At 69.3% G+C, this 24,661-nt stretch carries 23 protein-coding genes and 1 tRNA gene; 21 read left to right on the top strand and 3 right to left on the bottom strand.

Annotation, left to right across the window (positions count from 1 at the left end; all coding sequences use genetic code 11):
• The first annotated feature begins 186 nt into the window (after positions 1 to 186).
• The 12 genes from ACAG20_RS20385 (at position 187) to ACAG20_RS20440 (ending at position 14,057) form a co-directional block, all read left to right on the top strand.
• On the top strand, positions 187 to 2,160 hold the full coding sequence (locus tag ACAG20_RS20385) for an HAD-IIA family hydrolase (RefSeq protein ID WP_370493901.1): 1,974 nt from the start codon (positions 187 to 189) through the stop codon (positions 2,158 to 2,160).
• A gap of 38 nt (positions 2,161 to 2,198) precedes the next feature.
• Positions 2,199 to 2,384, top strand: coding sequence for a hypothetical protein (locus tag ACAG20_RS20390; RefSeq protein ID WP_112689399.1), 186 nt, complete (start codon positions 2,199 to 2,201; stop codon positions 2,382 to 2,384).
• 8 nt (positions 2,385 to 2,392) lie between these two features.
• Positions 2,393 to 3,196 carry a TlyA family RNA methyltransferase gene (locus ACAG20_RS20395; RefSeq protein ID WP_370493902.1) on the top strand — a complete coding sequence of 268 codons (804 nt, stop codon included), beginning with the start codon at positions 2,393 to 2,395 and terminating at the stop codon, positions 3,194 to 3,196.
• Complete coding sequence (locus tag ACAG20_RS20400; protein ID WP_370493903.1) at positions 3,193 to 4,125, top strand: NAD kinase; 933 nt, start codon at positions 3,193 to 3,195, stop codon at positions 4,123 to 4,125. The genes ACAG20_RS20395 and ACAG20_RS20400 overlap by 4 nt, the downstream gene beginning before the upstream one ends.
• 15 nt (positions 4,126 to 4,140) lie before the next feature.
• Positions 4,141 to 5,955, top strand: coding sequence for a DNA repair protein RecN (gene recN / locus ACAG20_RS20405; RefSeq protein ID WP_370493904.1), 1,815 nt, complete (start codon positions 4,141 to 4,143; stop codon positions 5,953 to 5,955).
• 85 nt (positions 5,956 to 6,040) lie between these two features.
• Positions 6,041 to 7,222: a putative cytokinetic ring protein SteA gene (gene steA / locus ACAG20_RS20410; protein WP_370493905.1), complete on the top strand. Its 1,182-nt coding sequence runs from the start codon at positions 6,041 to 6,043 to the stop codon at positions 7,220 to 7,222.
• Positions 7,223 to 7,240: 18 nt separating this feature from the next.
• Complete coding sequence (locus ACAG20_RS20415) at positions 7,241 to 8,182, top strand: copper transporter (protein ID WP_370493906.1); 942 nt, start codon at positions 7,241 to 7,243, stop codon at positions 8,180 to 8,182.
• Positions 8,183 to 8,313: 131 nt separating this feature from the next.
• Positions 8,314 to 10,116, top strand: a complete 1,803-nt coding sequence (locus tag ACAG20_RS20420; protein WP_112689417.1) for a CTP synthase — start codon at positions 8,314 to 8,316, stop codon at positions 10,114 to 10,116.
• Positions 10,109 to 10,732, top strand: coding sequence for an NUDIX hydrolase (locus ACAG20_RS20425; RefSeq protein WP_112689415.1), 624 nt, complete (start codon positions 10,109 to 10,111; stop codon positions 10,730 to 10,732). Before ACAG20_RS20420 ends, ACAG20_RS20425 begins: the two co-directional genes overlap by 8 nt.
• Positions 10,729 to 11,685 (top strand): site-specific tyrosine recombinase XerD, encoded by a 957-nt coding sequence (gene xerD / locus ACAG20_RS20430; RefSeq protein WP_370493907.1) that lies wholly within the window; start codon positions 10,729 to 10,731, stop codon positions 11,683 to 11,685. Before ACAG20_RS20425 ends, xerD begins: the two co-directional genes overlap by 4 nt.
• A 220-nt stretch (positions 11,686 to 11,905) precedes the next feature.
• The gene (locus ACAG20_RS20435) at positions 11,906 to 13,246 is read left to right on the top strand and encodes an FAD-dependent oxidoreductase (RefSeq protein WP_370493908.1); all 1,341 of its coding nucleotides are present in this window, start codon (positions 11,906 to 11,908) and stop codon (positions 13,244 to 13,246) included.
• Positions 13,239 to 14,057 (top strand): alpha/beta hydrolase, encoded by an 819-nt coding sequence (locus ACAG20_RS20440; protein WP_370493909.1) that lies wholly within the window; start codon positions 13,239 to 13,241, stop codon positions 14,055 to 14,057. The genes ACAG20_RS20435 and ACAG20_RS20440 overlap by 8 nt, the downstream gene beginning before the upstream one ends.
• A gap of 3 nt (positions 14,058 to 14,060) precedes the next feature.
• Here the strand turns inward: ACAG20_RS20440 and ACAG20_RS20445 are convergent, their stop codons facing one another.
• Positions 14,061 to 14,813 (bottom strand): O-methyltransferase, encoded by a 753-nt coding sequence (locus tag ACAG20_RS20445; protein WP_370493910.1) that lies wholly within the window; start codon positions 14,811 to 14,813, stop codon positions 14,061 to 14,063.
• Between the two features lie 115 nt (positions 14,814 to 14,928).
• Between ACAG20_RS20445 and ACAG20_RS20450 the strand changes: the two genes are divergently transcribed.
• From ACAG20_RS20450 to ACAG20_RS20480, 7 genes are read left to right on the top strand one after another with little or no spacing between them, the layout of a single operon-like run.
• On the top strand, positions 14,929 to 15,786 hold the full coding sequence (locus ACAG20_RS20450; RefSeq protein ID WP_370493911.1) for a ParA family protein: 858 nt from the start codon (positions 14,929 to 14,931) through the stop codon (positions 15,784 to 15,786).
• A complete protein-coding gene (locus ACAG20_RS20455; RefSeq protein ID WP_370493943.1) occupies positions 15,774 to 16,604 on the top strand; it encodes a segregation/condensation protein A in 831 nt (276 codons plus the stop codon). The genes ACAG20_RS20450 and ACAG20_RS20455 overlap by 13 nt, the downstream gene beginning before the upstream one ends.
• A 14-nt stretch (positions 16,605 to 16,618) precedes the next feature.
• Positions 16,619 to 17,389, top strand: a complete 771-nt coding sequence (gene scpB, locus ACAG20_RS20460; RefSeq protein ID WP_370493912.1) for an SMC-Scp complex subunit ScpB — start codon at positions 16,619 to 16,621, stop codon at positions 17,387 to 17,389.
• Complete coding sequence (locus ACAG20_RS20465) at positions 17,389 to 18,138, top strand: pseudouridine synthase (RefSeq protein ID WP_370493913.1); 750 nt, start codon at positions 17,389 to 17,391, stop codon at positions 18,136 to 18,138. The genes scpB and ACAG20_RS20465 overlap by 1 nt, the downstream gene beginning before the upstream one ends.
• Entirely contained in the window at positions 18,135 to 18,827 is a 693-nt protein-coding gene (cmk, locus tag ACAG20_RS20470) for a (d)CMP kinase (RefSeq protein ID WP_370493914.1), read from the top strand. Before ACAG20_RS20465 ends, cmk begins: the two co-directional genes overlap by 4 nt.
• Positions 18,824 to 20,242 (top strand): ribosome biogenesis GTPase Der, encoded by a 1,419-nt coding sequence (gene der, locus ACAG20_RS20475; RefSeq protein ID WP_370493915.1) that lies wholly within the window; start codon positions 18,824 to 18,826, stop codon positions 20,240 to 20,242. The genes cmk and der overlap by 4 nt, the downstream gene beginning before the upstream one ends.
• A gap of 36 nt (positions 20,243 to 20,278) precedes the next feature.
• The gene (locus ACAG20_RS20480; RefSeq protein WP_370493944.1) at positions 20,279 to 21,046 is read left to right on the top strand and encodes a sulfite exporter TauE/SafE family protein; all 768 of its coding nucleotides are present in this window, start codon (positions 20,279 to 20,281) and stop codon (positions 21,044 to 21,046) included.
• Positions 21,047 to 21,051: 5 nt separating this feature from the next.
• Here the strand turns inward: ACAG20_RS20480 and ACAG20_RS20485 are convergent, their stop codons facing one another.
• Positions 21,052 to 22,737 carry a patatin-like phospholipase family protein gene (locus ACAG20_RS20485; protein ID WP_370493916.1) on the bottom strand — a complete coding sequence of 562 codons (1,686 nt, stop codon included), beginning with the start codon at positions 22,735 to 22,737 and terminating at the stop codon, positions 21,052 to 21,054.
• Positions 22,738 to 22,896: 159 nt separating this feature from the next.
• On the opposite strand from ACAG20_RS20485, the gene ACAG20_RS20490 reads away from it, so the two are divergent.
• Positions 22,897 to 22,970: transfer RNA gene (locus ACAG20_RS20490), tRNA-Pro, on the top strand.
• A 162-nt stretch (positions 22,971 to 23,132) separates the two neighbouring features.
• Here the strand turns inward: ACAG20_RS20490 and ACAG20_RS20495 are convergent.
• Positions 23,133 to 23,372, bottom strand: coding sequence for a hypothetical protein (locus tag ACAG20_RS20495; RefSeq protein WP_370493917.1), 240 nt, complete (start codon positions 23,370 to 23,372; stop codon positions 23,133 to 23,135).
• A 438-nt stretch (positions 23,373 to 23,810) separates the two neighbouring features.
• Here ACAG20_RS20495 and ACAG20_RS20500 point away from each other — a divergent pair, with 438 nt between their 5' ends.
• Positions 23,811 to 24,608, top strand: a complete 798-nt coding sequence (locus ACAG20_RS20500) for a hypothetical protein (RefSeq protein WP_370493918.1) — start codon at positions 23,811 to 23,813, stop codon at positions 24,606 to 24,608.
• Positions 24,609 to 24,661 lie beyond the last annotated feature (53 nt).

Consider the following 24,661-nt stretch of genomic DNA (forward strand, 5'->3'; position numbering starts at 1 on the left):
CCGGGTGGAAAAGTAGGACACCGCCGAACACAACATCAAGCCCTGTGGCCCCCAAAACAATTGGGGGCCACAGGCATTTCCAACAGCCCGAGCCGAAACGCGTGACCAGAGCGCGGGTCGGTGCAGCAGCCGGACTATTAGCGGCGGGCCGTATCCTTACACGAGGTTTTACGGTGAAAGGTTTCCGTGGTCGACAACAGAGCAAGTGGCGGACGTGGTCAGTCGCGCGGGGGCACCGGGCGTGACCCACGCGGTCCGCAGCAACGGCGGGGAGCCGGTGAGCAGCGGCGTACATCCACCGGTGACCAGCGGCGCACGCCCACCGGCGACCAGCGGCGCACACCCCGGGGCGGCGGACCGGATCGGGATCGGGATCGGGATCGGGATCGGGATCGGGATCGGCGCAGCCAACCGCGGCGCGACCACGACGGCGGCTCGCGGCCGCCGCATACCGGCGCGGCGGAACCGGTTGCGCGCTACGACGATCCACCGCTTCCCGACGGGGTCGAACCCAAGCAACTGGCGCCGGAGGTGCGCCGGGAACTGAGCACGCTGAACCGGGCCACCGCGGACGGTGTCGCCTGTCATCTGGTGGCCGCAGGGATGCTGCTCGACGACGACCCGCAGGCGGCGCTTCGGCACGCCCGAGCCGCCCGGTCTCGCTCGACGCGGATCACCGCGGTCCGCGAAGCGGTCGGCATCGCCGCCTATCACTGCGGCGACTGGGCGCAGGCGCTGGCCGAGTTGCGGGCGGCACGCCGCATGGGCAGCAAGTCCGCGCTGTTGCCGCTGATCGCCGACTGTGAGCGCGGCATGGGCCGGCCGCAGCGGGCGATCGAGCTGGCCGCCGGCGACGACGCCGCCCAGCTGGAGGGCGACGAGGCCGACGAACTGCGGATCGTCGTCGCCGGGGCCCGCGCCGACCTGGGCCAGCTGGAGCAGGCGCTGACGGTGCTCTCGACCCCGGCAGTCGATCCCGACCGCACCGGGTCGACGGTGGCGCGGCTGCACTATGCGCGTGCCGAGACGCTGGTGGCGCTGGGCCGCGAGTCCGAGGCGGTGGAGTGGTTCCTGCGGGCCGCCGCCGCCGACGTCGACGGGGTCACCGACGTGGAGGACCGAATCGCCGAGCTCGGTGGCAGCGCGGCCCTGGCAGACGAATACGACTGTCTGCTGCTGGATCTCGACGGCACGGTGTTCCGCGGCGGTGAACCTACCGCCGGCGCCGTCGAGACCCTCGCAGAGCTGCCGAGCCGCGCCCTGTTCATCACCAACAATTCCTCGCGTGGCGCCGACGAGGTCGCGGCACACCTGAACCAGCTGGGCTTCACCGCCGCCGCCGAGGATGTCGCCACCAGCGCCCAGATCGCCGCGCACCTGCTGGCCGAGCAGCTTCCCGCCGGATCCCGAGTGCTGGTGGTGGGTACCGAATCGCTGGCCGCTGAGATCGCCGCCGCCGGGCTGGAACCGGTGCGGCTGGCCTCCGATGAGCCGGCGGCGGTGGTGCAGGGGCTGTCCACCGAGACCGGCTGGGCGCAGCTGGCCGAGGCGGCGCTGGCGATCAGGGCCGGCGCCATGTGGATGACCACCAACGTCGACAAGACGCTGCCGTCGGAACGCGGTCTGCTGCCCGGCAATGGCTCGATGGTGGCCGCCCTGCAAGCCGCGACCGACGCCGAACCGCAGGTGGCCGGCAAACCCGGTCCGGCGCTGCTCACCGAGGCGCTGACCCGCGGCGAGTTCTACGCGCCGCTGGTGGTCGGTGACCGGCTGGACACCGACATCGCCGCCGCCAACGCCGCCGCGCTGCCCAGCCTGATGGTGCTGACCGGCGTCAACTCGGCGCACGACGCGGTCGGCGCGGTCGCCGAGCAGCGGCCCACCTACATCGGCCACGACCTGCGGGCCCTGCATCGCGACGCCGACGAGCTGGCGATCGGTCCGCAGCCGCAATGGCAGATCAGCGTGGACGGCACGACGCTCACCGTGGCCGCGGCGCAACCCGAGGAAGACGACGCTGATGGCCTGTCGATCGTGCGGGCCCTGGCCGGCGCGGTCGCCGAGGCCGATCTGGCCGGGCGCCCGTTCACCGTCGAGTCCGCCGATGACACCGCCGCGCGGGCCCTGCAACACTGGTCCTTGCTCGGCAGCTGGCCCTGACGGGGCCCGGCCGGCATGGACTAGCGTTGGTGGCACCCATGAACAGTGAGATTGATGACGTCCGGGAACGCATCGCGGCCTTGCTGGCCGAGCTGCCCGGGGAAGCCGAGCTGGCCGAACTACCGGCTCACAGTGATCTCGGTGATCTCCAGGCCTTGGCGCAGCGGCTCGAAGAGGCCCACGAGGTGTTGGTCGCCGCGCTGGAGTCGGTGGAGAAGGGCTGAGGGCAGCGATGTCGCGGCGCGCGCGTGTTGACGCCGAACTGGTCCGGCGCGGACTGGCGCGCTCCCGCCAGCAGGCCGCCGAATTGATCGGCGCCGGCAAGGTCACCATCGACGGCATCCCCGCCGTGAAACCGGCGACCGCCGTGACGCTCTCGGCGGCCCTGGCCGTCGCGGACGACGGCGAACGTGGCTGGGTGTCGCGCGGGGCGCACAAGCTGATCGGCGCGCTGGACACCTTCGGGATCGACGTCGCCGACCGCCAATGCCTGGACGCGGGCGCCTCGACCGGCGGGTTCACCGAAGTGTTGCTGGACCGCGGCGCGGCCCGGGTGGTCGCCGTCGATGTCGGCTACGGCCAGTTGGCCTGGTCGCTGCGCACCGATCCGCGCGTCGTGGTGGTCGAACGCACCAATGTCCGAGGGCTGACGCCGCAGCTGATCGGTGGGCTCGCCGAGCTGATCGTCGCCGACCTGTCATTCATCTCGCTGGCCACCGTGTTACCCGCGCTGGCTGGCTGTGCGTCACCCGACGCCGATATGGTTCCGATGGTGAAGCCGCAGTTCGAGGTGGGACGAGCGCAGGTGGGCGCCGGCGGGGTGGTGTCGGACCCGCGGCTGCGGGCCGACGCGGTGCTGTCGGTGGCGCACCGTGCGGCCGAGCTCGGCTGGGGCGCCGTCGCGGTCACCGCCAGTCCGCTGCCCGGGCCGTCGGGCAACGTCGAGTACTTTCTGCACCTGCGCGCCGCCGCACCACTGAGCGGTGACGCGCTGGATGCAGTTGTCCACGATGCCGTCGCGAAGGGACCCCAGTGAATAGCGGGAACGGCGAGCGCACCGTCCTGTTGGTGGTGCATACCGGGCGGGAAGAGGCCACCGACACCGCCCGCCGTGTCGAGAAGGTGTTGGGCGACCACGGCATCACGCTGCGGGTGCTGACCGCCGAGGCCGTCGACAAGGGCTCGCTGCACCTGGCTCCCGACGACATCCGCGAGCTCGGAGTCGAGATCGATCTGGTGGACCCGGACAACCGGGCCGCCGAGGGCTGCGAGCTGGTGCTGGTGCTCGGCGGAGACGGCAGCTTCCTGCGGGCCGCCGAGCTGGCCCACACCGCCGACATCCCGGTGCTGGGGGTCAACCTCGGCCGGATCGGGTTCCTGGCCGAGGCCGAGGCCGACCACATCGACGGGGTTCTCGACCACGTCATCGCCCGCGATTACCGAGTCGAGGACCGGATGACGCTCGACGTCGTGGTGCGCGCCAACGGGGAGATCGTCGACCGCGGATGGGCGCTCAACGAGGCCAGCATGGAGAAGGGTCCCCGGCTCGGGGTCCTCGGTGTCGTCGTCGAGGTGGACGGCAGGCCGGTGTCGACTTTCGGCTGCGACGGCGTGCTGGTGTCGACGCCGACCGGGTCCACCGCCTACGCGTTCTCCGCGGGCGGGCCGGTGCTCTGGCCCGATCTGGACGCCATCCTGGTGGTGCCCAACAACGCTCACGCGCTGTTCGCCCGGCCGATGGTGACCAGCCCCGACTCGACGATCGCGATCGAGGTGGAAAGCGACGGCCACAACGCGCTGGTGTTCTGCGACGGCCGCCGCAAGATGTTGGTGCCGGCCGGCGGACGGCTCGAGGTGCAGCGCGGCGGCAAGCCGGTCAAGTGGGCGCGGCTGGGCAGCTCCCCGTTCACCGACCGGCTGGTGCGCAAATTCCGGCTGCCGGTGACCGGCTGGCGGGGACAGTGACGACGGTGCCGGCCGTTGCTGACTGAGATCCGCATCGAGTCGCTGGGCGCGATCCAGGCGGCGACCGCCGAATTCGACCGCGGCCTGACCGTGCTCACCGGGGAGACCGGCACCGGCAAGACGATGGTCGTCACCGGCCTGCACCTGCTCGGCGGTGCGCGCGCCGACGCCAACCGGGTGCGCTCGGGGGCCGCCCGCGCCGTGGTGGAAGGTCGGTTCTGCACCGCCGACCTGGCACCGGCCTCGGCCGCGCAGATCGACGAGCTGCTGGAGTCCTCCGGGGCCGAGCGCGACGAGGACGGCAGCGTGATCGCGGCCCGGTCGGTCAGCCGCGACGGGCCGTCGCGCGCCTACCTGGGTGGCCGCGGGGTGCCCGCCAAATCGCTGAGCGGCTTCACCGGCGGGCTGCTGACCCTGCACGGCCAGAACGACCAGCTGCGGCTGATGCGCCCCGATGAACAGCGCGGCGCGCTGGACCGGTTCGCCGCGGTCGGCGCCCGGCTGGAGCGCTACCGCAGCGCGCGAGAGGCCTGGCTGTCGGCGCGGCGCGACCTCATCGACCGCCGTAACCGCGCCCGGGAACTGGCCCAGGAAGCGGACCGGCTCACCTTCGCGCTGCGCGAGATCGACGACGTCGACCCGCGCCCCGGTGAGGACGACGCGCTGACCGTCGAGATTCGCCGGCTCTCCGAGCTCGACGCGCTGCGCGCCGCGGCGGCCGGCGCGCGGGCGGCCCTGGCAGGCGGCGCTGACGATGACGTCGCCGACGCGCCCACCTCGGCCACCGACCGGCTCGGGCAGGCGAGGACGGCGTTGGGCGCCACCGACGACGCCGCCCTGCAGGCGCTGGGCGACCAACTCGGTGAGGCGCTCACGGTGGTCGGCGACGTGGCCCGCGAACTGGGCGGTTACCTCGACGAGCTGCCTACCGGCGCCGACGCGCTGGACGCCAAGCTGGCGCGGCAGGCCGAGCTGCGCTCGCTGACCCGCAAGTACGCCGCCGACGTCGACGGCGTGCTGGCGTGGGCGGCCGGGTCGCGCGAGCGGCTGGCCCAACTCGACGTCTCCGAAGAAACTCTGGCGGCGCTGTCCGATCACGTCGAGGAGCTCGGGCAGCGGGTGGTCAAGACCGCCACCGATCTCAGCGCCGCGCGCGGCAAGGCGGCCGGTTCGCTGGCCAAGGCGGTCAGCGCCGAGCTGTCCGGGCTGGCCATGGCCGACGCCGAGTTCACCGTCGGCGTGCACCACAGCCCGGCAGCCGACGACGACCCGGCCGCCCTGCGGCTGCCCTCGGGACAGGTGGTGCACGCCGGCGCCGACGGCATCGACGACGTCGAGTTCGGGCTGGCCGCGCATCGGGGCATGACGGTGCTGCCGCTGGCCAAGAGCGCCTCGGGGGGTGAGCTGTCCCGGGTGATGCTGGCGCTGGAGGTGGTGCTGGCCACCTCGTCCTTGTCGGCCTCGTCGCGTGACTCGGCCGGCACCACGATGGTGTTCGACGAGGTCGACGCCGGCGTCGGCGGTCGCGCGGCGGTGCAGATCGGGCGTCGGCTGGCGCGGCTGGCCCGCACCCACCAGGTCATCGTGGTGACCCACCTGCCGCAGGTGGCCGCCTACGCCGATGTGCACCTGATGGTCGAGCCCACCGGCGGTAACGGCGCCAGTGGAGTGCGGCGGCTGACCGATGAGGACCGGGTCGGCGAACTGGCCAGGATGCTGGCCGGCCTGGGGGAGACAGACACGGCGCGGGCGCACGCGCGAGAGCTGCTGGACGCCGCCCGGGATGATCGGGGGGCAGACGCCGGCGGACAAGCCGCCAAGACCGTGTGACAACTGTGACGCAAATGAACTTCTGAGGCTATTGGTGCGGCGCGCCTCCCGGGTTTTGAGCTGTTTCGAGGACAGAATCGCCGCCATGAAGATGTCTGCGCTGCTGTCTCGTAACACCTCCCGGCCCGGTGTCGTCGGCACGGCCCGGGTTGATCACGACATCGATCGCCTGCTGCGGCGGGTCGGCCCGGGCGACATCGTGGTGCTCGACATTCTGGATCTGGACCGGATCACCGCCGACGCCTTGGTGGAGGCCGAGATCGCCGGCGTCGTCAACGCCTCGGCGTCCATCTCCGGGCGCTACCCCAACCTCGGGCCCGAGGTGCTGGTCGCCAACGGCGTCACGCTGATCGATGAAGCCGGACCCACGGTGTTCAAGAAGATCCGCGACGGCGCCAAAATCCGGTTGCACAACGGCGCCGTCTACTCCGGTGACCGGCGGCTGGCGCGAGGTGTCGAGCGCAGCGACATCGAGATCGCCGACCTGATGCTGGAGGCCAAGAGCGGGCTGGTGGCGCACCTGGAGTCCTTCGCCGGCAACACCATCGAGTTCATCCGCAGCGAGAGTCCGCTGCTGATCGACGGGATCGGAATTCCCGAGATCGATGTCGATCTGCGGCGCCGGCACGTGGTGCTGGTCGGTGACGAACCCGACGCCGCCGACGACCTGAAATGCCTCAAGCCCTTCATCAAGGAGTATCAGCCGGTGCTGATCGGCGTCGGCTCCGGAGCCGATGTGTTGCGCAAGGCCGGCTACCGGCCGCAGCTGATCGTCGGCGACCCCGATCAGATGAGCGCCGAAGTGCTGCGGTGCGGATCGCAAGTGGTGCTGCCCGCCGACGCCGACGGCCACGCACCGGGGCTGGAGCGCATCCAGGACCTCGGTGTCGGCGCGATGACGTTCCCGGCCGCCGGGTCCGCGATGGACCTGGCGTTGCTGCTGGCCGATCATCACGGCGCGGCGCTGCTCGTGACGGCCGGGCACACCGCCAACATCGAGACGTTCTTCGACCGGACCCGCCAGCTGACGAATCCGTCGATGTTTTTGACCCGCCTCAAGGTCGGCGAGAAGCTGGTGGCCGCCCGCGCGGTCGCCACGTTGTACCGCAGCCGGATCTCCGCCGGCGCGATCGCGCTGCTGGTGCTGTCGATGCTGCTGGCGGTCATCGTCGCGCTCTGGGTGTCGCAGACCGACGCCCTGGTGCTCGAATGGCTCAGCAACTACTGGCACGACCTGTCGCAGTGGCTGCGGCACTGGGTGACGTAACGGGATCGGGGTACCGCGATGATCACCCCTCGTTACCACGCGATGTCGCTGACCGCCGTGCTGCTGGCGCTGGTGTTGGGTGTCGTGCTGGGCTCCGGGCTGCTGTCGGGCCCGCTGATGGGCGGCCTGCAGTCCGATAAGCAGGAGTTGCGCGCCCAGATCGACACGCTGCACCAACAGCAGAACGCGCTCGGTGAGCGGCTCAGCCACGCAAACGATTTCGATGCGGCCATGGCACCCCGCATCGTGCGCGACGCGCTGCAGGGCAAGTCCGCGGTCGTCTTCCGGACTCCCGACTCCGCCGACGAAGACGTCGACGCGGTGGCGCGGATCATCGGCCAGGCCGGCGGAACCGTCACCGGAACGGTCGCGTTGACGGCGCAGTTCGTCGACGGCAACTCCGAGGAGAAACTGCGCGCGGTGATGGAGTCCGGAATCGTCCCGGCCGGCGCCCAGCTGAGCAGTAACCTCATCGACTCGGGCGCGCAGGCCGGCGATCTGCTCGGTCTCGCGCTGCTGATCAATCGCGACCCGGCCGTCGTGCCCGCCGATGACCCGCAGCGCGCCACGGTGCTGGCCGCGCTGCGCGACACCGGCTTCATCACCTACCGCGAGCAGCGATTCGGGCCGGCCAACGCGGCCGTGGTCATCACCGGTGGCGGCCTGCCCGACGATGCCGGCAGCGCCGGGGTGAGCGTCGCCCGGTTCGCCGCGGCGCTGGCCCCGCACGGCTCGGCGACGGTGCTGGCCGGCCGGGACGGCTGTGCGTCGGGGACTGCGGCGGTCGCGATGGCCCGCACCGATTCCTCGGTGGCCGCGGCGGTCAGCACGGTCGACGACGTCGACGTCGAGTCCGGCCGGATCACCACGGTGATGGCGGTGAGCAGCCTCATCGAGGGCGGTCACCCGGGTCAGTACGGCATCGGGTACGGCGCCGGCTCGGTCACCATCGCGCAATAGCGGGCCGGCCGCGGTCGGTGGGGCCGGGCGTGTCCCGGGCCGGCGTGCGCCGTCGATGTTAGGGTGAGATTCCGTGGGTCGGCAGGCCCTCAATCCCTGCGCCGTCGTCACGGAGGTTGGTGTTGCCACCACTGCGAAAGCATCCGCAAGCCGAGCCGAAGCACCTCTTCGTCACCGGTGGAGTTGCCTCCTCACTGGGTAAGGGATTGACCGCGAGCAGCCTCGGTCAGTTGCTGATCGCCCGCGGCTTGCAGGTCACCATGCAGAAGCTCGACCCCTATCTCAACGTCGACCCCGGGACGATGAACCCGTTCCAGCACGGCGAGGTCTTCGTCACCGAGGACGGCGCCGAGACCGACCTCGACGTCGGCCACTATGAGCGATTCCTCGACCGCGACCTGTCCGGGTCGGCGAATGTGACCACCGGGCAGGTCTATTCGACGGTGATCGCGAAGGAACGCCGCGGCGAATACCTCGGCGACACCGTGCAGGTGATCCCGCACATCACCGATGAGATCAAGCGGCGCATCCTGGCGATGTCCGATCCGGACGCCGACGGCCGGCGCCCCGACGTGGTCATCACCGAGATCGGCGGCACCGTCGGCGACATCGAGTCGCAGCCGTTCCTGGAGGCTGCCCGCCAGGTCCGCCACGATGTCGGCCGGGACAACGTGTTCTTCCTGCATGTGTCGCTGGTGCCCTACCTTGCCCCCTCGGGCGAGCTCAAAACCAAGCCCACCCAGCACTCGGTGGCCGCGTTGCGCAGCATCGGTATCACCCCCGACGCCTTGATCCTGCGCTGCGACCGCGATGTGCCCGAGCCGCTGAAGAACAAGATCGCGCTGATGTGCGACGTCGACGTCGACGGGGTGATCTCCACCCCGGACGCGGCGTCGATCTACGACATTCCCAAGGTGCTGCACCGCGAGGAACTGGACGCCTACGTGGTACGCCGGCTCAACCTGCCGTTCAAGGACGTCGACTGGACCGAGTGGGACGAACTGCTGCGCCGGGTCCACGAGCCGCACGAGACGGTGCGAATCGCGCTGGTGGGCAAATACATCGACTTGTCCGACGCCTACCTGTCGGTGACCGAGGCGCTGCGGGCCGCCGGGTTCAGCCATTACGCGCGGGTCGAGATCAACTGGATCGCCTCCGATCAGTGCGACACCCCCGCCGGGGCGGCCGCCGCGCTCGGGGAGATGCACGGCGTGCTGATTCCGGGCGGCTTCGGGATCCGGGGCATCGAGGGCAAGATCGGCGCCATCGCCTACGCCCGCACCCACGGGCTGCCGGTGCTCGGATTGTGCCTGGGCCTGCAGTGCATCGTGATCGACGCCGCCCGCACCGCCGGGATCACCGAGGCCAGCTCGGCGGAGTTCGATCCGGACACCCCCGACCCCGTCATCGCGACGATGGCCGACCAGCAGGACGCGGTCGCCGGGGCGGCGGACCTGGGCGGCACCATGCGCCTGGGCGCCTATCCGGCGGTGCTGGAAGCCGATTCGATTGTGGCCGAGGCCTACCAGGCCACCGAAGTCTCCGAACGGCACCGCCATCGCTACGAGGTCAACAACGCCTACCGGGACCGGATCGCCGAAAGCGGGCTGCGGTTCTCCGGCACCTCCCCGGACGGCAAGCTGGTGGAGTTCGTCGAGTACCCGCGCGAGATGCACCCGTTCCTGGTGGGCACCCAGGCACACCCGGAGCTCAAGAGCAGGCCGACCCGGCCGCACCCGCTGTTCGCCGCGTTCGTCGGGGCGGCCATCGATTACAAGGCCGCCGAGCGGCTGCCGGTGGAGATCCCCGAACAGCACCACGAACACCACGAGCCCGCCGATCTCCAGCCCCGGGCCGACGGGCGCGGCGGCAGCGCCCAGCCGTTGGCCGACCCGCTGCAAGAAGCCCTGCCGGAACATGTAACCCGTGGCTGACCACGTCTTCGAGACCACCTCGTCGCAGCTGCTGCACAGCGGCAAGATTTTCGCGCTGCGCCGTGACGAGGTGCGGATGCCGGGCGGCACGACGGCCACCCGCGACGTTGTGGAACACTACGGTGCCGTCGGGATCGTCGCCATGGACGATGCCGGCAACATTCCGCTGATCTACCAGTACCGCCACGCGTTCGGCCGGCGGCTGTGGGAACTGCCCGCCGGACTGTTGGATCTCGGCGGTGAGGCGGCGCACCTGACCGCCGCCCGCGAACTCGTCGAAGAGGCCGGATTGACGGCAACCACCTGGCAGGTGCTCGTCGACCTCGACTCCACGCCGGGGTTCAGCGACGAGTCGGTGCGGGTGTATCTGGCCACCGGCCTCTCAGAGGTCGACCGCCCGGAGGCGCACGACGAGGAGGCGGATCTCACGCTGCGCTGGTATCCGATCGCCGAGGCCGCCAAGCTGGTGTTCAGCGGTGAGATCGTCAACGCCCTTGCGGTGGCAGGGATCCTGGCGGCCTATCTGCACCATCAGGGATTCACGACGTTACGTCCGGTGGACGCCGAGTGGGTCGACCGGCCTACCGCGTTCGCCGCCAGGAAGAACCCGTCATGACGGCGGCGGCGCAGCCGGTCGATCCGCTGAGCGGGCAGCTGCAGGGCTACCTGGATCATCTGACGGTCGAGCGGGGCGTCGCCGCCAACACCTTGAGCTCCTACCGGCGGGATCTGCGCCGCTACACCGAGCACCTGCTGGCCCGCGGCGTCGACGACCTGGCACGTGCCGGCGAGACCGACGTCACCGACTTCCTGGTGGCGCTGCGGCGCGGCGACCCGGAGAACGGCATACCGGCGCTGTCGGCGGTCTCGGCCGGGCGCGCCCTGATCGCGGTGCGGGGCCTGCACCGCTTCGCCGCCGCCGAGGGCATGGCGCCGATGGATGTGGCGCGCGGCGTCAAGCCGCCGACACCGGGGCGGCGGCTGCCCAAGAGCCTGACCATCGACGAGGTGTCGGCGCTGCTGGCCGGCGCCGGCGGAGAAAGCGTCTCGGACGGTCCACTGACACTGCGCAACCGGGCGTTGCTGGAGATGCTGTACTCCACCGGGTCGCGGATCTCGGAGGCCGTCGGACTGGACCTCGACGACGTCGACGTCAGTGATCGGTCGGTGCTGTTGCGCGGCAAGGGCGGTAAGCAGCGGCTGGTGCCGGTGGGCCGGCCGGCGGTGGCGGCGCTGGACGCCTACCTGGTGCGGGGCCGCCCGGACCTGGCGAGGCGCGGACGCGGCACCGCGGCGGTGTTCCTCAACGCCCGCGGGGGCCGGCTGTCGCGGCAGAGCGCCTGGCAGGTGCTGCAGGACGCCGCCGAACGCGCCGGCATCACCGCGAAGGTGTCACCACACACGCTGCGGCACTCGTTCGCGACCCATCTGCTCGACGGTGGCGCGGACGTGCGGGTGGTGCAGGAGCTGCTCGGTCACGCCTCGGTGAGCACCACCCAGATCTACACGCTGGTCACGGTGAACGCGTTGCGTGAGGTCTGGGCCGGCGCCCACCCCCGCGCCCGCTAGTCGGCGCGACCTTTTGCGCGAGCAGACGCGTAAGCCCCCAAAAACATCCCGCGCAGGGGGCTTTCGCGACTGCTCGGCGGAAATCGAGTAGCCGTCTACTCTAGGCAGCGCAATCGGCTCGACGGAATCCTCAAGACAGCCCGGCACCCGCTGCCGGGTCGGGTCGTGGAGGATCGAGATGGCACCCCTAGGTGAGCGCGCAATCGTGCTAGGCGCCAGCATGGGCGGATTGTTGGCGGCTCGCGTCCTGGCCGACTTCTACCGCAGCGTGGTCGTGGTCGAACGAGACGAGTTGCCCGACGAATCCGCACAGCGGCGCGGCGTCCCGCAGGGGCGGCATGTGCACGGCCTGTTGGCCGGCGGCGCGGCCGCCTTGAACACACTGTTTCCCGGCATGCTCGACGACCTTGTTGCCGCCGGCGGGCAAGCACTCGACGGCAGCAATCTCTCGCAAGTCTGGATGCGCCTCGGCGGACACGACTTGAACCGGTCGGGTGCATTCGGCGAGCCGCTCGTGTCGTATCTGGCCACCCGTCCGTTTCTGGAGGCCCACGTTCGCCAGCGGGTGCGTTCTCTTCGCAATGTCTCCGTTATGGATGGCCACGATGTGGTGGAACTGGTTGCGCCCACCACAAACCGGGTCAGCGGCGTGCGGGTCGCGAATCGTGCTACGCGCGCTGAACACGAGCTGGACGCGGATCTGGTGATCGACGCGATGGGCCGGGCCGGGCGCACACCGGCGTTTCTGGACGCCCACGGCTATGGGCGCCCAGCAGAGGAACACATCACGGTGGTGGTGGCCTATGCCAGCCAGTTGCTGCGGATACCGACAGGCACGCTCACCGAGAAACTGATACTGGTCGGTGCGGTGCCGGAGCGGCCGACCGGTGGGGCGTTGTTCGCCTGCGAGCACGACACCTGGATGCTCACGCTGGCCGGGCTGGCCGGCCACGAACCGCCCACGGATCGCGCCGGAATGCTCTGCTTCGCCGCAGAATTCGCGCCGCCACCGATGATCGCCGCATTGCAAGCCGGCGAACCGCTGACCGAGGTATCGCGCTACCGCTATCCGGCCAGTGTGCGTCGCCGCTACGAAATGATGGCCCGGTTTCCGGCCGGTCTGTTGGTGTGCGGTGATGCCATGTGCAGTTTCAACCCGGTTTACGGGCAAGGCATGTCGGTGGCAGCCTTGGAGGCGATCGCGTTGCGCGACTGTCTTTCCCGCGGCAGCGAAGGCCTGGCCGCCCGGTTCTTCCGAGCTTCGGCCAGGCCGGTCAACGCGGCATGGCAGATGGCGTCGGGCGCCGACCTCGCGCTGCCCCAGGTCCAGGGCCGACGGTCGGCGCGGACCCGGCTGGCGAACCGCTATACCCAACGACTGCTCGCCGCAGCCGAATCCGACATCGTCATCACCGAGGCGTTCTTCCGGGCCATGAACCTGATCGACCCGCCGAGCAGGCTGTTACGGCCGAAGGTCGTGTTCCGAACCGTAGCCGCCCAGCGACGCCGTAGATCTCCTGCGGTCGTTGTCCCGACAGCTGGGGAACCGACCCGTGCTTGAGGTGCTCGAGCGGCGTCCGCGCGGCGACGCTCACCCGGTATCGCTGCTTTTCGTGCACGGCGCCTGGCACGCGGCGTGGTGCTGGAACGACCACTTCCTGGACTTCTTTGCCAACAACGGCTACCGGGCCGTCGCCGTGAGCCTGCGCGGGCATGGCGCAAGCACCGTTTCTCAGCCGTTGAGGCGGTGTTCGATCGCTGATTACGTCGACGATGTCGCGGCCGTCGCCGACGCGATGCCCACCCCACCGGTGCTGATCGGCCACTCGATGGGCGGCTTCGTGGTGCAGAAGTACCTGGAATCGCGTGATGCACCTGGCGGGGTGCTGTTGGCTTCGGCCCCTCCGGGCGGAGCCATCGGAACGGTGGGGAAAGCGATTCAGCACCACCCCTGGCTCACGGCACGCGGCATGGTCACCGGTAGGACCGTTCGGAACGTGAACACGCCCAGGCTGGCCCGCGAACACTTCTTCTGCGCACGCACTCCCGAACAGGTGGTCACCGCGTGTGCGGCGCGGCTACAGGAGGAAAGTGCCCGCGCGTTGTTCCTGGGTCTGATGTTCCGGGAACTTCCACGGCCGCAGCGGGTGACGGCTCCCATGCTGGTGCTGGGCGCTCAAAACGATGGTCTGATCCTGGCCAAGGACGTACACGCAACAGCGCGCGCCTATGGCACCGATGCGGAATTCTTCCCGGATATGGGCCACGACATGATGCTCGAACCGGGCTGGTACGCGGTGGCCGCCCGAATCCACAGTTGGCTCGGTTCGCAGCGGACACAACACGGCCGCCAAAAAGCTCGGTACGGGTGAGACCTACCCCAGGTACGTCGACTCCAGCACCAGGTCGGACAACAGGCTCTGGTACTCGACCTGGGTCTTGTGTTCGACCGTGTCCCAGTGCGTCCCCTGCTGCGCCCGCATGTATTCGCGGTAGCGCGGCGCTCCCGGCAGTTTGACGTTGTCGGCGACCACGACCGACCCCGGATGCAGCCAACCGCGGTCCAAAATGCTCTGCAGGTCCGACAGGTAGGCGTCCTTGTCGTGGTCGAGGAACAGGAAATCCAGCGCACCGGCGGCGAAGCCGTGTCGTGCGGTCAGTGCATCCAGCGTGCGCCCGCCGTCACCGATGGTGCCCACCACGCAGGTGATCCGGTCGGCCACCCCGGCGTGTGCCCAGATCTGCCGGGCATTGTCGGCATTGGCCTCCGCGAGCTCGACCGAGTAGACCCGGGCGGCCGGAGCGGCGCGGGCGATGCGCAGGGCGCTGTAGCCACAGTAGGTGCCCAACTCCAGGGCCAGCGCGGGGTTGACCCGCTGCACCGCGGCGTCGAGCAGAGCGCCCTTCTCGTCGCCGATATTGATCAGCAGCGACTTCTCGTAGGCGAACTCGTCGATGCGGGCCAGCACGTCGTCGATATCGCCGGCTCGGGCATGGGCCAGCACGTAGTCGACGGCGGCGGCTTCGCGGCCGTCGCCGATCTGGCCGGTGGTGGTGATGTTGCGGGCACCGGTCGCCATCCGCAGGAACGACCACCGCAGGAAGGGGAGGCGTCGTTTCAGGCTCATGGCTGCGATCTTATGGCGCTCGGCACGCCGTGGCGGACTGCTCATGTAGCAGGTATGGGCGTCGGTCACCGGTTAGACTTCTTCGGATGTTCGCCACGACCACGCCGACTCGGCCATGAGCGACGACGACAGCTCCGCCGTCGGCTTGACCGGGCGTCCCCCGCGCGACATCCCCGAGCCGCAGCCCCGCTCGACACACGGCCCCGCCAAGGTCATCGCGATGTGCAACCAGAAGGGCGGCGTCGGCAAGACCACCTCGACCATCAACCTCGGTGCGGCGCTGGCCGAATACGGCCGCAAGGTGCTGCTGGTGGACCTGGACCCGCAGGGCGCGCTGTCGGCCGGCCTGGGGGTGCCGCACTACGAACTGGCGCATACCGTCCACAACCTGCTGGTGGAGCCGCGGGTCGAGATCGATGACGTGCTGATGCAGACCCGCGTCGAGAACCTGGACCTGGTGCCCTCCAACATCGACCTGTCGGCCGCCGAGATCCAGCTCGTCAACGAGGTGGGGCGGGAGCATTCGCTGGCGCGGGCGCTGCGCCCGGTGCTGGACCGCTACGACTACCTGCTGGTGGACTGTCAGCCGTCGTTGGGGCTGCTCACGGTCAACGGGCTGGCCTGCGCTGACGGGGTGCTGATCCCGACCGAATGCGAGTACTTCTCGCTGCGCGGGCTGGCGTTGCTGACCGACACCGTCGAGAAGGTCCGCGACCGGCTGAACCCGAAGCTGGAGATCAGCGGCATCCTGCTGACCCGCTACGATCCGCGCACCGTCAACTCCCGGGAGGTGATGGCGCGGGTGGTGGAGCGCTTCGGCGACCTGGTGTTCGACACGGTGATCACCCGCACGGTCCGGTTTCCCGAGACCACCGTGGCCGGCGAGCCCATCACCACCTGGGCACCCAAATCCGGCGGCGCACAGGCCTACCGCGCGCTGGCCCGCGAAGTCATCGACCGATTCGGCGCGTGAGTACCGACGCCCAGACCGACACCGAAACGGCCGCCACCGGTTTCCGCGTTCGCCTGACCAACTTCGAGGGTCCGTTCGACCTGCTGCTGCAGTTGATCTTCGCGCATCGCCTCGATGTCACCGAGGTGGCCTTGCACCAGGTCACCGATGATTTCATCGGCTACACCCGTGCCGTCGGCGCGCAGCTGGAGCTGGAGGAGACCACGGCGTTTCTGGTGATCGCCGCCACGCTGCTCGATCTCAAGGCGGCCCGGCTGCTGCCGGCCGGACAGGTCGACGACGAAGAGGACCTGGCGCTGCTGGAGGTCCGCGACCTGCTGTTCGCCCGGCTGCTGCAGTACCGGGCGTTCAAGCATGTGGCGCAGATGTTCGCCGAACTGGAGGCCGCCGCGCTGCGCAGTTATCCGCGCGCGGTCTCGCTGGAGGACGGCTTCGCCAACCTGCTGCCCGAGGTGATGTTGGGCGTCGATGCCGAGTCGTTCGCCCAGATCGCGGCGGCGGCGTTCACCCCGCGCCCGGTGCCGACCGTGGGCACCGAGCATCTGCATCAGGTGATGGTGTCGGTGCCCGAGCAGGCCGGTGTGTTGCTGGCGATGCTGGAGGCGCGCGGCACCGGTCAGTGGGCGTCGTTCTCGGAGCTGGTGGCCGACTGCGAAGCGCCGATCGAGATCGTCGGCCGCTTCCTGGCGCTGCTCGAGCTGTATCGAGCGCGGGCGGTAGCATTCGATCAGTCAGAACCACTTGGTGTGCTCCAGGTGTCGTGGACCGGTGAACGTCCCAGCAATGAAGACCTGGTGAAAGCAGAATCGGCCGAGTAGTGCGAGACGAGTTGATGACCGACCACATGCCCGAACCCGAGGTGTCCGACGGCGCCGCGGCTGCGGAAACGGTGCACGACCCCGACACCGGCCAACCGCAGCCTTCCGGCGGCTCGGGCTCCGACCTGGGTATCGACGTCGCCTTGGCCCCCGAACTCGAGGACGCCGAGCTGGGAGCGGTGCTTGAGGCCTTGCTGCTGGTGGTTGACACCCCGGCGACCGTCGAGTCGTTGGCGGCCGCCACCGATCAGCCGGTCTACCGGATCACGGCCAAACTGCGGGCGATGGCCGACGAACTCGCCGACCGCGACAGCGGCATCGATTTGCGCGAGGCAGGCGGCGGCTGGCGGTTCTACACCCGCGCCCGGTTCGCCCCCTACGTTGAGCGCCTGCTGCTCGACGGCGCTCGCTCCAAGCTGACCCGCGCCGCCCTGGAGACCCTGGCGGTGGTCGCCTACCGGCAGCCGGTGACGCGGGCCCGGGTCAGCGCGGTGCGCGGCGTCAACGTCGACGCGGTGATGCGCACGCTGCTGGCGCGCGGCCTGATCACCGAAGCCGGCGCGGACGCCGACACCGGCGCGGTGACGTTCGCCACCACAGAGCTGTTCCTGGAGCGGCTGGGACTGTCGTCGCTGGCCGACCTGCCCGATATCGCGCCGCTGCTGCCGGACGTCGACGTGATCGACGATCTGAGCGAATCCCTGGACAGCGAACCGCGTTTCATGAAACTCGGTGGTGCGCCGGCGGCTGATCAGCCGCTGACGTTCGATGTGGACCACCTCTGATGGCCTGGCCGGACGCCGAGGGCGTGCGCCTGCAGAAAGTGCTGTCGCAGGCCGGGGTCGCCTCGCGGCGGGTCGCCGAGAAGATGATTCGCGACGGCCGAGTCGAGGTCGACGGTCAGGTGGTGACCGAACTGGGCACCCGGGTTGATCCCGCGACCTCGATGATCCGCGTCGACGGGGCGCGGGTGAGCGTCGATGACACCCGGGTCTACCTGGCGCTGAACAAGCCACGCGGTGTGCACTCGACGATGTCGGATGACCGCGGCAGGCCGTGCATCGGCGACTACGTTGAGCATCGGGTTCGCGGTGATGCCAAGCTTTTTCACGTCGGACGGCTCGACGCCGACACCGAGGGGCTGATGCTGCTGACCAACGACGGTGAGTTGGCGCACCGGCTGATGCACCCGTCGTATCAGGTGCCCAAAACCTACGTGGCCACCGTGCTCGGATCCGTTCCGCGCGGGCTAGGAAAGAAGCTGCGCGAGGGCGTGGAACTCGACGACGGGCCGGCGAAGGTCGACGACTTCGCAGTGGTCGACGCCGTGCCCGGCAAGTCAATGGTGCGGGTGACCCTGCACGAGGGCCGCAAGCGTATCGTCCGCCGGATGTTGGCCGCCGTCGGGTTCCCGGTCCAGGAGTTGGTACGCACCGACATCGGCTCGGTTGCGCTGGGGGAGCAGCGGCCCGGAACCATTCGGGTGCTGAACCGCAAGGAGATCGGCGAACTATATACGGCGGTCGGACTATGAGCGCGGGCCGTCTGGCCGTCGTCGCCATCGACGGACCGGCCGGAACCGGAAAGTCGACGGTCGCACGGGGATTGGCGAAAGCGCTGGGGTCGCGTTACATCGACACCGGTGCCATGTACCGGGCCGTCACACTGGCGGCGCTGCGCGCAGGCGTCGCCCTCGATGACGCCGACGGTATCGCCGCTGTCGCCCAGAGCGTCGAGGTATCGGTGGATTCCCAGCCCGATGGTGACCGCACTTATCTTGGTGGAGAAGATGTTTCGAGAGAGATTCGCGGTGACGAGGTGACCGGGGCGGTGTCGGCGGTGTCGGCGGTACCCGGAGTGCGTACCCGCTTGGTGGCGCTGCAGCAGCAACTGGCTGCTGCCGGTGGCGGCGTGGTGGTAGAAGGCCGCGACGTGGGAACTGTGGTGCTGCCCGGTGCCGACGTGAAGATCTTCCTGACCGCCTCGGCCGAGACACGCGCCCAGCGCCGCAACGACCAGAACATCGCAGCGGGCCTGCGCGACGATTACCCCGGTGTGCTGGCCGATGTGCGGCGGCGCGATGAACTGGATTCCACCCGGGCGATATCACCGCTGCGGCCCGCCGACGACGCGGTGATCGTGGACACCGGAGAGATGAGCCAGCAGCAGGTGATCGACCACCTGCGCGACCTGGTCGAGCAACGCTGCGGGGCGATCCGATGAGCACTTCGGAATCCGACGGCACCTGGTTCGACGAGACCGACTGGGAGATCGGCGAAGACGGTGGTTTCGATGCGAATGTCGAGGACTCCGGGCCGCCGCCGGTGGTGGCCGTGGTGGGCCGGCCCAACGTCGGGAAGTCAACACTGGTCAACCGCATCCTGGGGCGGCGCGAAGCCGTTGTGCAGGACCTGCCCGGCGTGACCCGCGACCGGGTCTCCTATGACGCACTGTGGACCGGACGCCGTTTCGTGGTGCAGGACACCGGCGGCTGGGAACCCGACGCCAAGGGCCTGCAGCAGCTGGTCGCCGAGCAGGCGGCGGTGGCGATGCGCACCGCTGACGCGGTGATCCTGGTGGTGGACACGGTGGTTGGTGCTACCGCCGGCGACGAGGCGGCCGCCAAGATCCTGCGCCGCTCCGGCAAACCGGTGTTCTTGGCCGCCAACAAGGTTGACAGCGAACGCGCTGAGGCCGACGCGGCGGCGCTGTGGTCGCTGGGGCTGGGCGAACCGTTCACGGTCAGCGCGCTGCACGGTCGCGGGGTGGCCGATCTGCTCGACGAGGTGGTCGCCAAGCTGCCCGAGGTGGCCGAGGTGTCGGCGGGCAGCGGCGGCCCGAGACGGGTCGCGTTGGTCGGCAAGCCCAACGTCGGCAAGAGCTCGCTGCTCAACCGGCTCGCCGGCGATGAGCGTTCCGTGGTGCACGACGTCGCCGGCACCACCGTCGACCCCGTCGACTCGCTGATCGAGATGGACGGCAAGATCTGGCGTTTCGTCGACACCGCCGGGCTGCGCCGCAAGGTCGGGCAAGCCAGCGGACACGAGTTCTACGCCTCGGTGCGCACCCACGGCGCAATCGATGCCGCCGAAGTGGTGATCGTGCTGGTCGATTCGTCGCAGCCACTGACCGAGCAGGACCAACGAGTGATCTCGATGGTGGTCGAGGCGGGCCGCGCGGTGGTGCTGGCCTACAACAAGTGGGATCTGGTCGACGAGGATCGCCGCTACCTGCTGGACAAAGAGATCGACCGGGACATGGCCCGGCTGGCCTGGGCGCCACGGGTGAACATCTCGGCCAAAACCGGTCGCGCCGTGCAGAAGTTGGTGCCCGCGCTGGAGACCTCGCTGGCATCGTGGGATACCCGGATCTCCACCGGCCAGCTCAATTCCTGGCTCAAAGAAGTCGTCGCCGCGACGCCGCCGCCGGCGCGGAGCGGCCGCGCACCGCGAATCCTGTTCGCCACCCAGGCCACCGCTCGCCCGCCGACATTCGTGTTTTTCAGCACCGGATTCTTGGAGGCCGGCTACCGCCGATTCCTGGAGCGACGGCTGCGCGAGACGTTCGGATTCGAGGGCAGCCCGATCCGGATCAATGTGCGGGTGCGAGAGAAGCGGGGCGCCAAGCGCACCCGTTGAGGCTCGGAGAAGGGGGAGCCGGTGCCGGTTTCGCAGATGGTGTTGATCATCCTGGCCGGGGTCGGCGCCGGGGCCGTCAATACCGTGGTCGGTTCCGGCACGCTGATCACCTTCCCGACACTGGTGACGCTGGGTTTTCCGCCGTTGACCGCGACCATCTCCAACTCGATCGGCCTGGTGGCCGGCGGGGTGTCCGGCACCTGGGCGTACCGCCGGGAACTACGAGGGCAGTGGGATCGGCTGCGCTGGCAAGTCCCGGGATCACTGATCGGTGCCCTCTTCGGCGCCTACCTGTTGCTGCACCTGCCCGAAGCCGTTTTCAACCGCGTGGTCCCGGTACTGCTGGTGGGGGCGCTGGTGCTGGTGGTGGTCGGTCCGAAGATCCAGGCGAACGCCCAGCGCCGGGCCGAGCAGGCCGGTCGCTCGCTTGACCAGTTGAGTCGTGGCCGGATGGTGGCTTTGACGCTGGGTACCTTCGCGGTCGCCGTCTACGGCGGCTATTTCTCTGCAGCGCAGGGCATTCTGCTGATCGGTGTGATGGGCGTCCTGCTGCCCGAGTCGATGCAGCGGATGAACGCGGCGAAAGTGCTGCTGACGTTGTTGGTCAACGTGGTCGCCGCGCTGGCCTACATCGCCACGGCATTCGACCGGATCAGCTGGGAGGCAGCGGCATTGATCGCCGTCGGATCACTGATCGGCGGGTATCTGGGCGGTCACTACGGGCGGCGGCTGTCGCCGAACGCACTGCGGGTGGTGATCCTCGTGGTCGGCCTGATCGGGCTGTATCGGCTGCTGGCGGTCTGAGCGCGTCAGATCGCGTCGCGGTTGCGCCACCGTTCCCAGCGGCTGCGCGGTCGGCGCAACGCCGACATCACCGTGCTCATCGGTGCGGCCTTGTGCTGCACCGGTTGCGCGGCTTCGGGCTCGACCAGCGCCGGTTTCTCGCCTTCCCACCACACCGGTTCCAGCAGCGCCGAGACCACCGGGATCGCGCGCTGGACGCTCTTGCGTCCCCATTGACAGGCCCGCTCGATGGTGGCCGCCGACGGCGCCAGGTTGACCGGTGACAGTGTCGGGGAGAACCGGACCAGGTGGTCGGCGTAGGGGGCGTTGCGCACCATCTGCAGCTGGATCGCCTGGGTGATGGGCACCAGCCACAGGTGCCGCGGATCCCACTGCGGTTGGAAGCAGTCGAAGGCGAGGTAGCAGGCGTTGCGGGTGCCCAGCCGGCCGTCGCGGACCCGCTTCCAGGCCAGCTCGACGGGGACGTTGCTGGCCGCGCCGCCGTCCACCAGCGCTCCGACGTCGTTGTCGGCGAGCAGCGCATCGAACATCGGCACCATCCGAGGGTCCTTGGTCTCGTGATGCAGCACCCCGGGGATCGCCGAGGAGAACGACGCCGCATCGACGACGTTGACGTCGCGGTCCGGGTCGTCGCCGCCGATGACCAGCGGTTTGACCACCCGTGGGTCGATGAAGGCGGCCGTCTGCCACAGCCGGGCGGCCACCTGCGGGCCGAGCCCGATCGGCAGATAGGGGAATGAGCGCAGCTGCAGGGCGGCCAGCCGCTGATTGCGATACCGCGCCGGCAGGGCCGCAAAGGGCTGGCGGCGCACGCCGGCGACCACCGCGTCGAACGGGATGGCCAGCTCCGACATCCGCATCAGCTCGCCATCCTCGCGGCGGAACATGGCGTCGGCGAACTGATCGAAGTTCAGGGAGAACACCCCGGTCAGGCCGTGGCGCCGCCGCAGCCGTTCCGGTCCCAGGATGGCCCGGAACGACACCGTCTTCGCCCACGCGACGTACTCCTCGATGGGCACCGGCAGGGTCCGGCTGACCACCGATCCCAGGATCGAACCGAACGACGAGCCGATCAGATAGTCGGGGACCGGTCCGGCCTCCAACAGTGCATTCATGCCGCCGATGTAGACGAATCCGGCCCCGCCGCCACCGCCGAGCACGGTGACCAGCTTCTTGTGGCCCACCTCGGCGTCCAGTTCGCGTTGGGAGAAGTCATCACCGTGACGCTCGATCAGCTGCGCGCGCTGCTCGTCCTGATCGGCGGCCAGCCCGCCGAGTGCATCGCGCGCGGCGGTCAGCGCGATCACCGGGTCGCGCTCGTCGCGCAGCGGACCGTAGAGAGCGTCGCTCACCCTGTCTCGCCACGGGGCCAGTTCTGCGCCGACGGAGACATCACCGCGTCCGCGGCTGCCGTGCGGGCCGGCGGCCCCGGGCTCGAAATCACCCAGCCGGGCGAAGTTCAGCAGGTAGCGCAGCCGGCGCAGCTGTTCGGCGGAGAGCACATCGGGATGGCGCAGCGAGTGCCGGATCAGCCGGTTCTCCATCTTCTGCAGCAGCAGGACGGCGTCACCGGGGTCGACGGTATCGACGACGTCGTCGGTGACGGCGTCCTCGGTGGTTCCGAGGATGTGCATCGGGTCAGGGCGGCGATCGACCATGCCGAGCATTGCTTCGACGAAGGGGATCTGCATCAGTCGCGGTTCCTGGGGTTCTGGGCGTTGCGGAGGGGGCACGCTCGCGTGGCGAGCCTACGCGTCTCGATCCGGGCGGCTGCTGCCCTCACGCGGGTTCGGTGCGCCGTGTTGCTTGCGGTAGGCTTTCGACCTGCTGCCGGGGTTGTTCGGCGGTGGCGGGCTGTGGCGCAGTTTGGTAGCGCACTTGACTGGGGGTCAAGTGGTCGCAGGTTCAAATCCTGTCAGCCCGACAGAGTTTAAGCAGGTCAGAGCGTTATCCAGGTTGGCCGCCGATCCGGCCTCGGCGGGGCAGTTGACATCCGTGCGCTGCAGATAGTGTCGGTCGTCGTCTGTGGCGACGTACCGTCGCGCACCCGGCCGTCAACAGGCCACTGGGTACGGCGCCGCAACGCTCACTGGACACGCTCGGGTCTGCCGGCAGGGAATGCGCCGGGCGGCCCGGCAAGATAAGCCGACACCCAGCGCAACAGCCCCGGTGAGTGCGGCTGCCCGACGCCGATACGCACGCGCGTGACAAAGTCGCCGGCCTCGGCCGCGTTGATGCGGATCTGGGCGTTGATCTCCTCGACGACCCGGTCGTGGGAAAGATCCTCGGCCAAGATCACTTCAACAGGTCTCCAGCTCTGCCGCATTACGCTCATCTTTCTCGGGGCCGGTCTGAACCAACGAAGCGCCCTGGCTACCGTGGCGCGGCCCGCTGCCGGTGCCGGCCGCTCAGCCCAGGTGGAACACAACCTCAAGCACCAGGAATCCGAAGACGCTCAGTCCAAGGATCGCTGCGACTACCGGGAGCACGAGTATCGGATCTTTCATGTGTCGCAACATATTCCGGCACCGGGCTGCGCGAACCCCAAGTGTGGCCCCAGTCACTGCGGTTGAGGACTTAAGTCTGTGAGCCGAACGCAAACCGCCCTCGATACGTGACTTCAGTCACAGCGAGGCATCGGACTCTCGCCCGCCGCGGCTCGTGGCAAGGTGTTCGGACGCCATCGACGACGCCACGCCATCGGCGACTGAGGCGCTGAGGCGGTTCAACCGACACCTTGGCTCGGTGGTCCTATTGTCGGGCCATGGGTCGAAACCCGTGGTTCTGGTTCAGCGCTGCAGTGGTCACTGCGACCGTGATACTCGCCATCGGAACCATCGCGGCATTCCGTGTTGACCTCGATGTCGATTGGTACGCGGGAGCGGGGCAGTGGCTCGGTGCTGCGGTTTCGGTGCTCGCCGCCGGGACAGCTCTATGGATCGCGACGAATGACCGCAAGAAAGCAGACGCGGACCGTCGGGCAGACCGGGCGCAGCTTGAAGCGGATCGCCGGGCAGACCGGGCGCAGGTCGAAGCGGATCGCCGGGCCGACCGGGCGCAGCTTGAAGCGGATCGCCAGGCCGAGAGGGCGCAGCTCGAAGCCGACCTGCTCCGGGAAGCGGGGCTGGTGCGACTTACCGATCTGTCGAACCGAGGTGATCCGCACACCGACCACAGTCAGCCACCGCCTACTGGCGGAGAAGTCTCTGTCACGGTCCGAAACCACCGAGTGGACCGAATCTCCGACCTGGATCTGAGAGTCGTTGCGGCTCCACCAGCAGAAGGTGACGCGCCGAATCCGGTGGCTGTCAAGCAGCTATGGACGAAGGCAGACCTGAACGACCCTGACGCCGAGGATGATCCACGGAAATGCTCCATCGCTTCTGATGACAAGCTCTACATCACATCCAGGCTGAACCCATGGGCCGAGGCGGTATCGGTCACGTTGCGGTACACGGACCAACGCGGGCGTCGATGGCAGGTCGATCCCGGCGGTAACGTCGAACGCGTCACCGATCCACCACCATCGACCCAGCCGTCCCCGCCTCCGGCGCGCATCTAGGTCAGTATCAGAGTAAATGAGCCGGGCTGGAGTCCGCCGTCGAGCGCTGCGTC

Source organism: Mycobacterium sp. pW045, assembly GCF_041287085.1.
Lineage (GTDB): Bacteria > Actinomycetota > Actinomycetes > Mycobacteriales > Mycobacteriaceae > Mycobacterium > Mycobacterium algericum_A.

Excerpts from the sequence above, each read along its gene's own strand:
- ACAG20_RS20390 (WP_112689399.1), top strand. The coding sequence starts at position 2,199 with ATGAACAGTGAGATTGATGACGTCCGGGAACGCATCGCGGCCTTGCTG.
- ACAG20_RS20395 (WP_370493902.1), top strand. The coding sequence starts at position 2,393 with ATGTCGCGGCGCGCGCGTGTTGACGCCGAACTGGTCCGGCGCGGACTG.
- steA (WP_370493905.1), top strand. The coding sequence starts at position 6,041 with ATGAAGATGTCTGCGCTGCTGTCTCGTAACACCTCCCGGCCCGGTGTC.
- ACAG20_RS20415 (WP_370493906.1), top strand. The coding sequence starts at position 7,241 with ATGATCACCCCTCGTTACCACGCGATGTCGCTGACCGCCGTGCTGCTG.
- xerD (WP_370493907.1), top strand. The coding sequence starts at position 10,729 with ATGACGGCGGCGGCGCAGCCGGTCGATCCGCTGAGCGGGCAGCTGCAG.
- ACAG20_RS20435 (WP_370493908.1), top strand. The coding sequence starts at position 11,906 with ATGGGCGGATTGTTGGCGGCTCGCGTCCTGGCCGACTTCTACCGCAGC.
- ACAG20_RS20445 (WP_370493910.1), bottom strand. The coding sequence starts at position 14,813 with ATGAGCCTGAAACGACGCCTCCCCTTCCTGCGGTGGTCGTTCCTGCGG.
- ACAG20_RS20450 (WP_370493911.1), top strand. The coding sequence starts at position 14,929 with ATGAGCGACGACGACAGCTCCGCCGTCGGCTTGACCGGGCGTCCCCCG.
- scpB (WP_370493912.1), top strand. The coding sequence starts at position 16,619 with ATGACCGACCACATGCCCGAACCCGAGGTGTCCGACGGCGCCGCGGCT.
- ACAG20_RS20465 (WP_370493913.1), top strand. The coding sequence starts at position 17,389 with ATGGCCTGGCCGGACGCCGAGGGCGTGCGCCTGCAGAAAGTGCTGTCG.
- cmk (WP_370493914.1), top strand. The coding sequence starts at position 18,135 with ATGAGCGCGGGCCGTCTGGCCGTCGTCGCCATCGACGGACCGGCCGGA.
- der (WP_370493915.1), top strand. The coding sequence starts at position 18,824 with ATGAGCACTTCGGAATCCGACGGCACCTGGTTCGACGAGACCGACTGG.
- ACAG20_RS20480 (WP_370493944.1), top strand. The coding sequence starts at position 20,279 with ATGGTGTTGATCATCCTGGCCGGGGTCGGCGCCGGGGCCGTCAATACC.
- ACAG20_RS20485 (WP_370493916.1), bottom strand. The coding sequence starts at position 22,737 with ATGCAGATCCCCTTCGTCGAAGCAATGCTCGGCATGGTCGATCGCCGC.
- ACAG20_RS20495 (WP_370493917.1), bottom strand. The coding sequence starts at position 23,372 with ATGCGGCAGAGCTGGAGACCTGTTGAAGTGATCTTGGCCGAGGATCTT.
- ACAG20_RS20500 (WP_370493918.1), top strand. The coding sequence starts at position 23,811 with ATGGGTCGAAACCCGTGGTTCTGGTTCAGCGCTGCAGTGGTCACTGCG.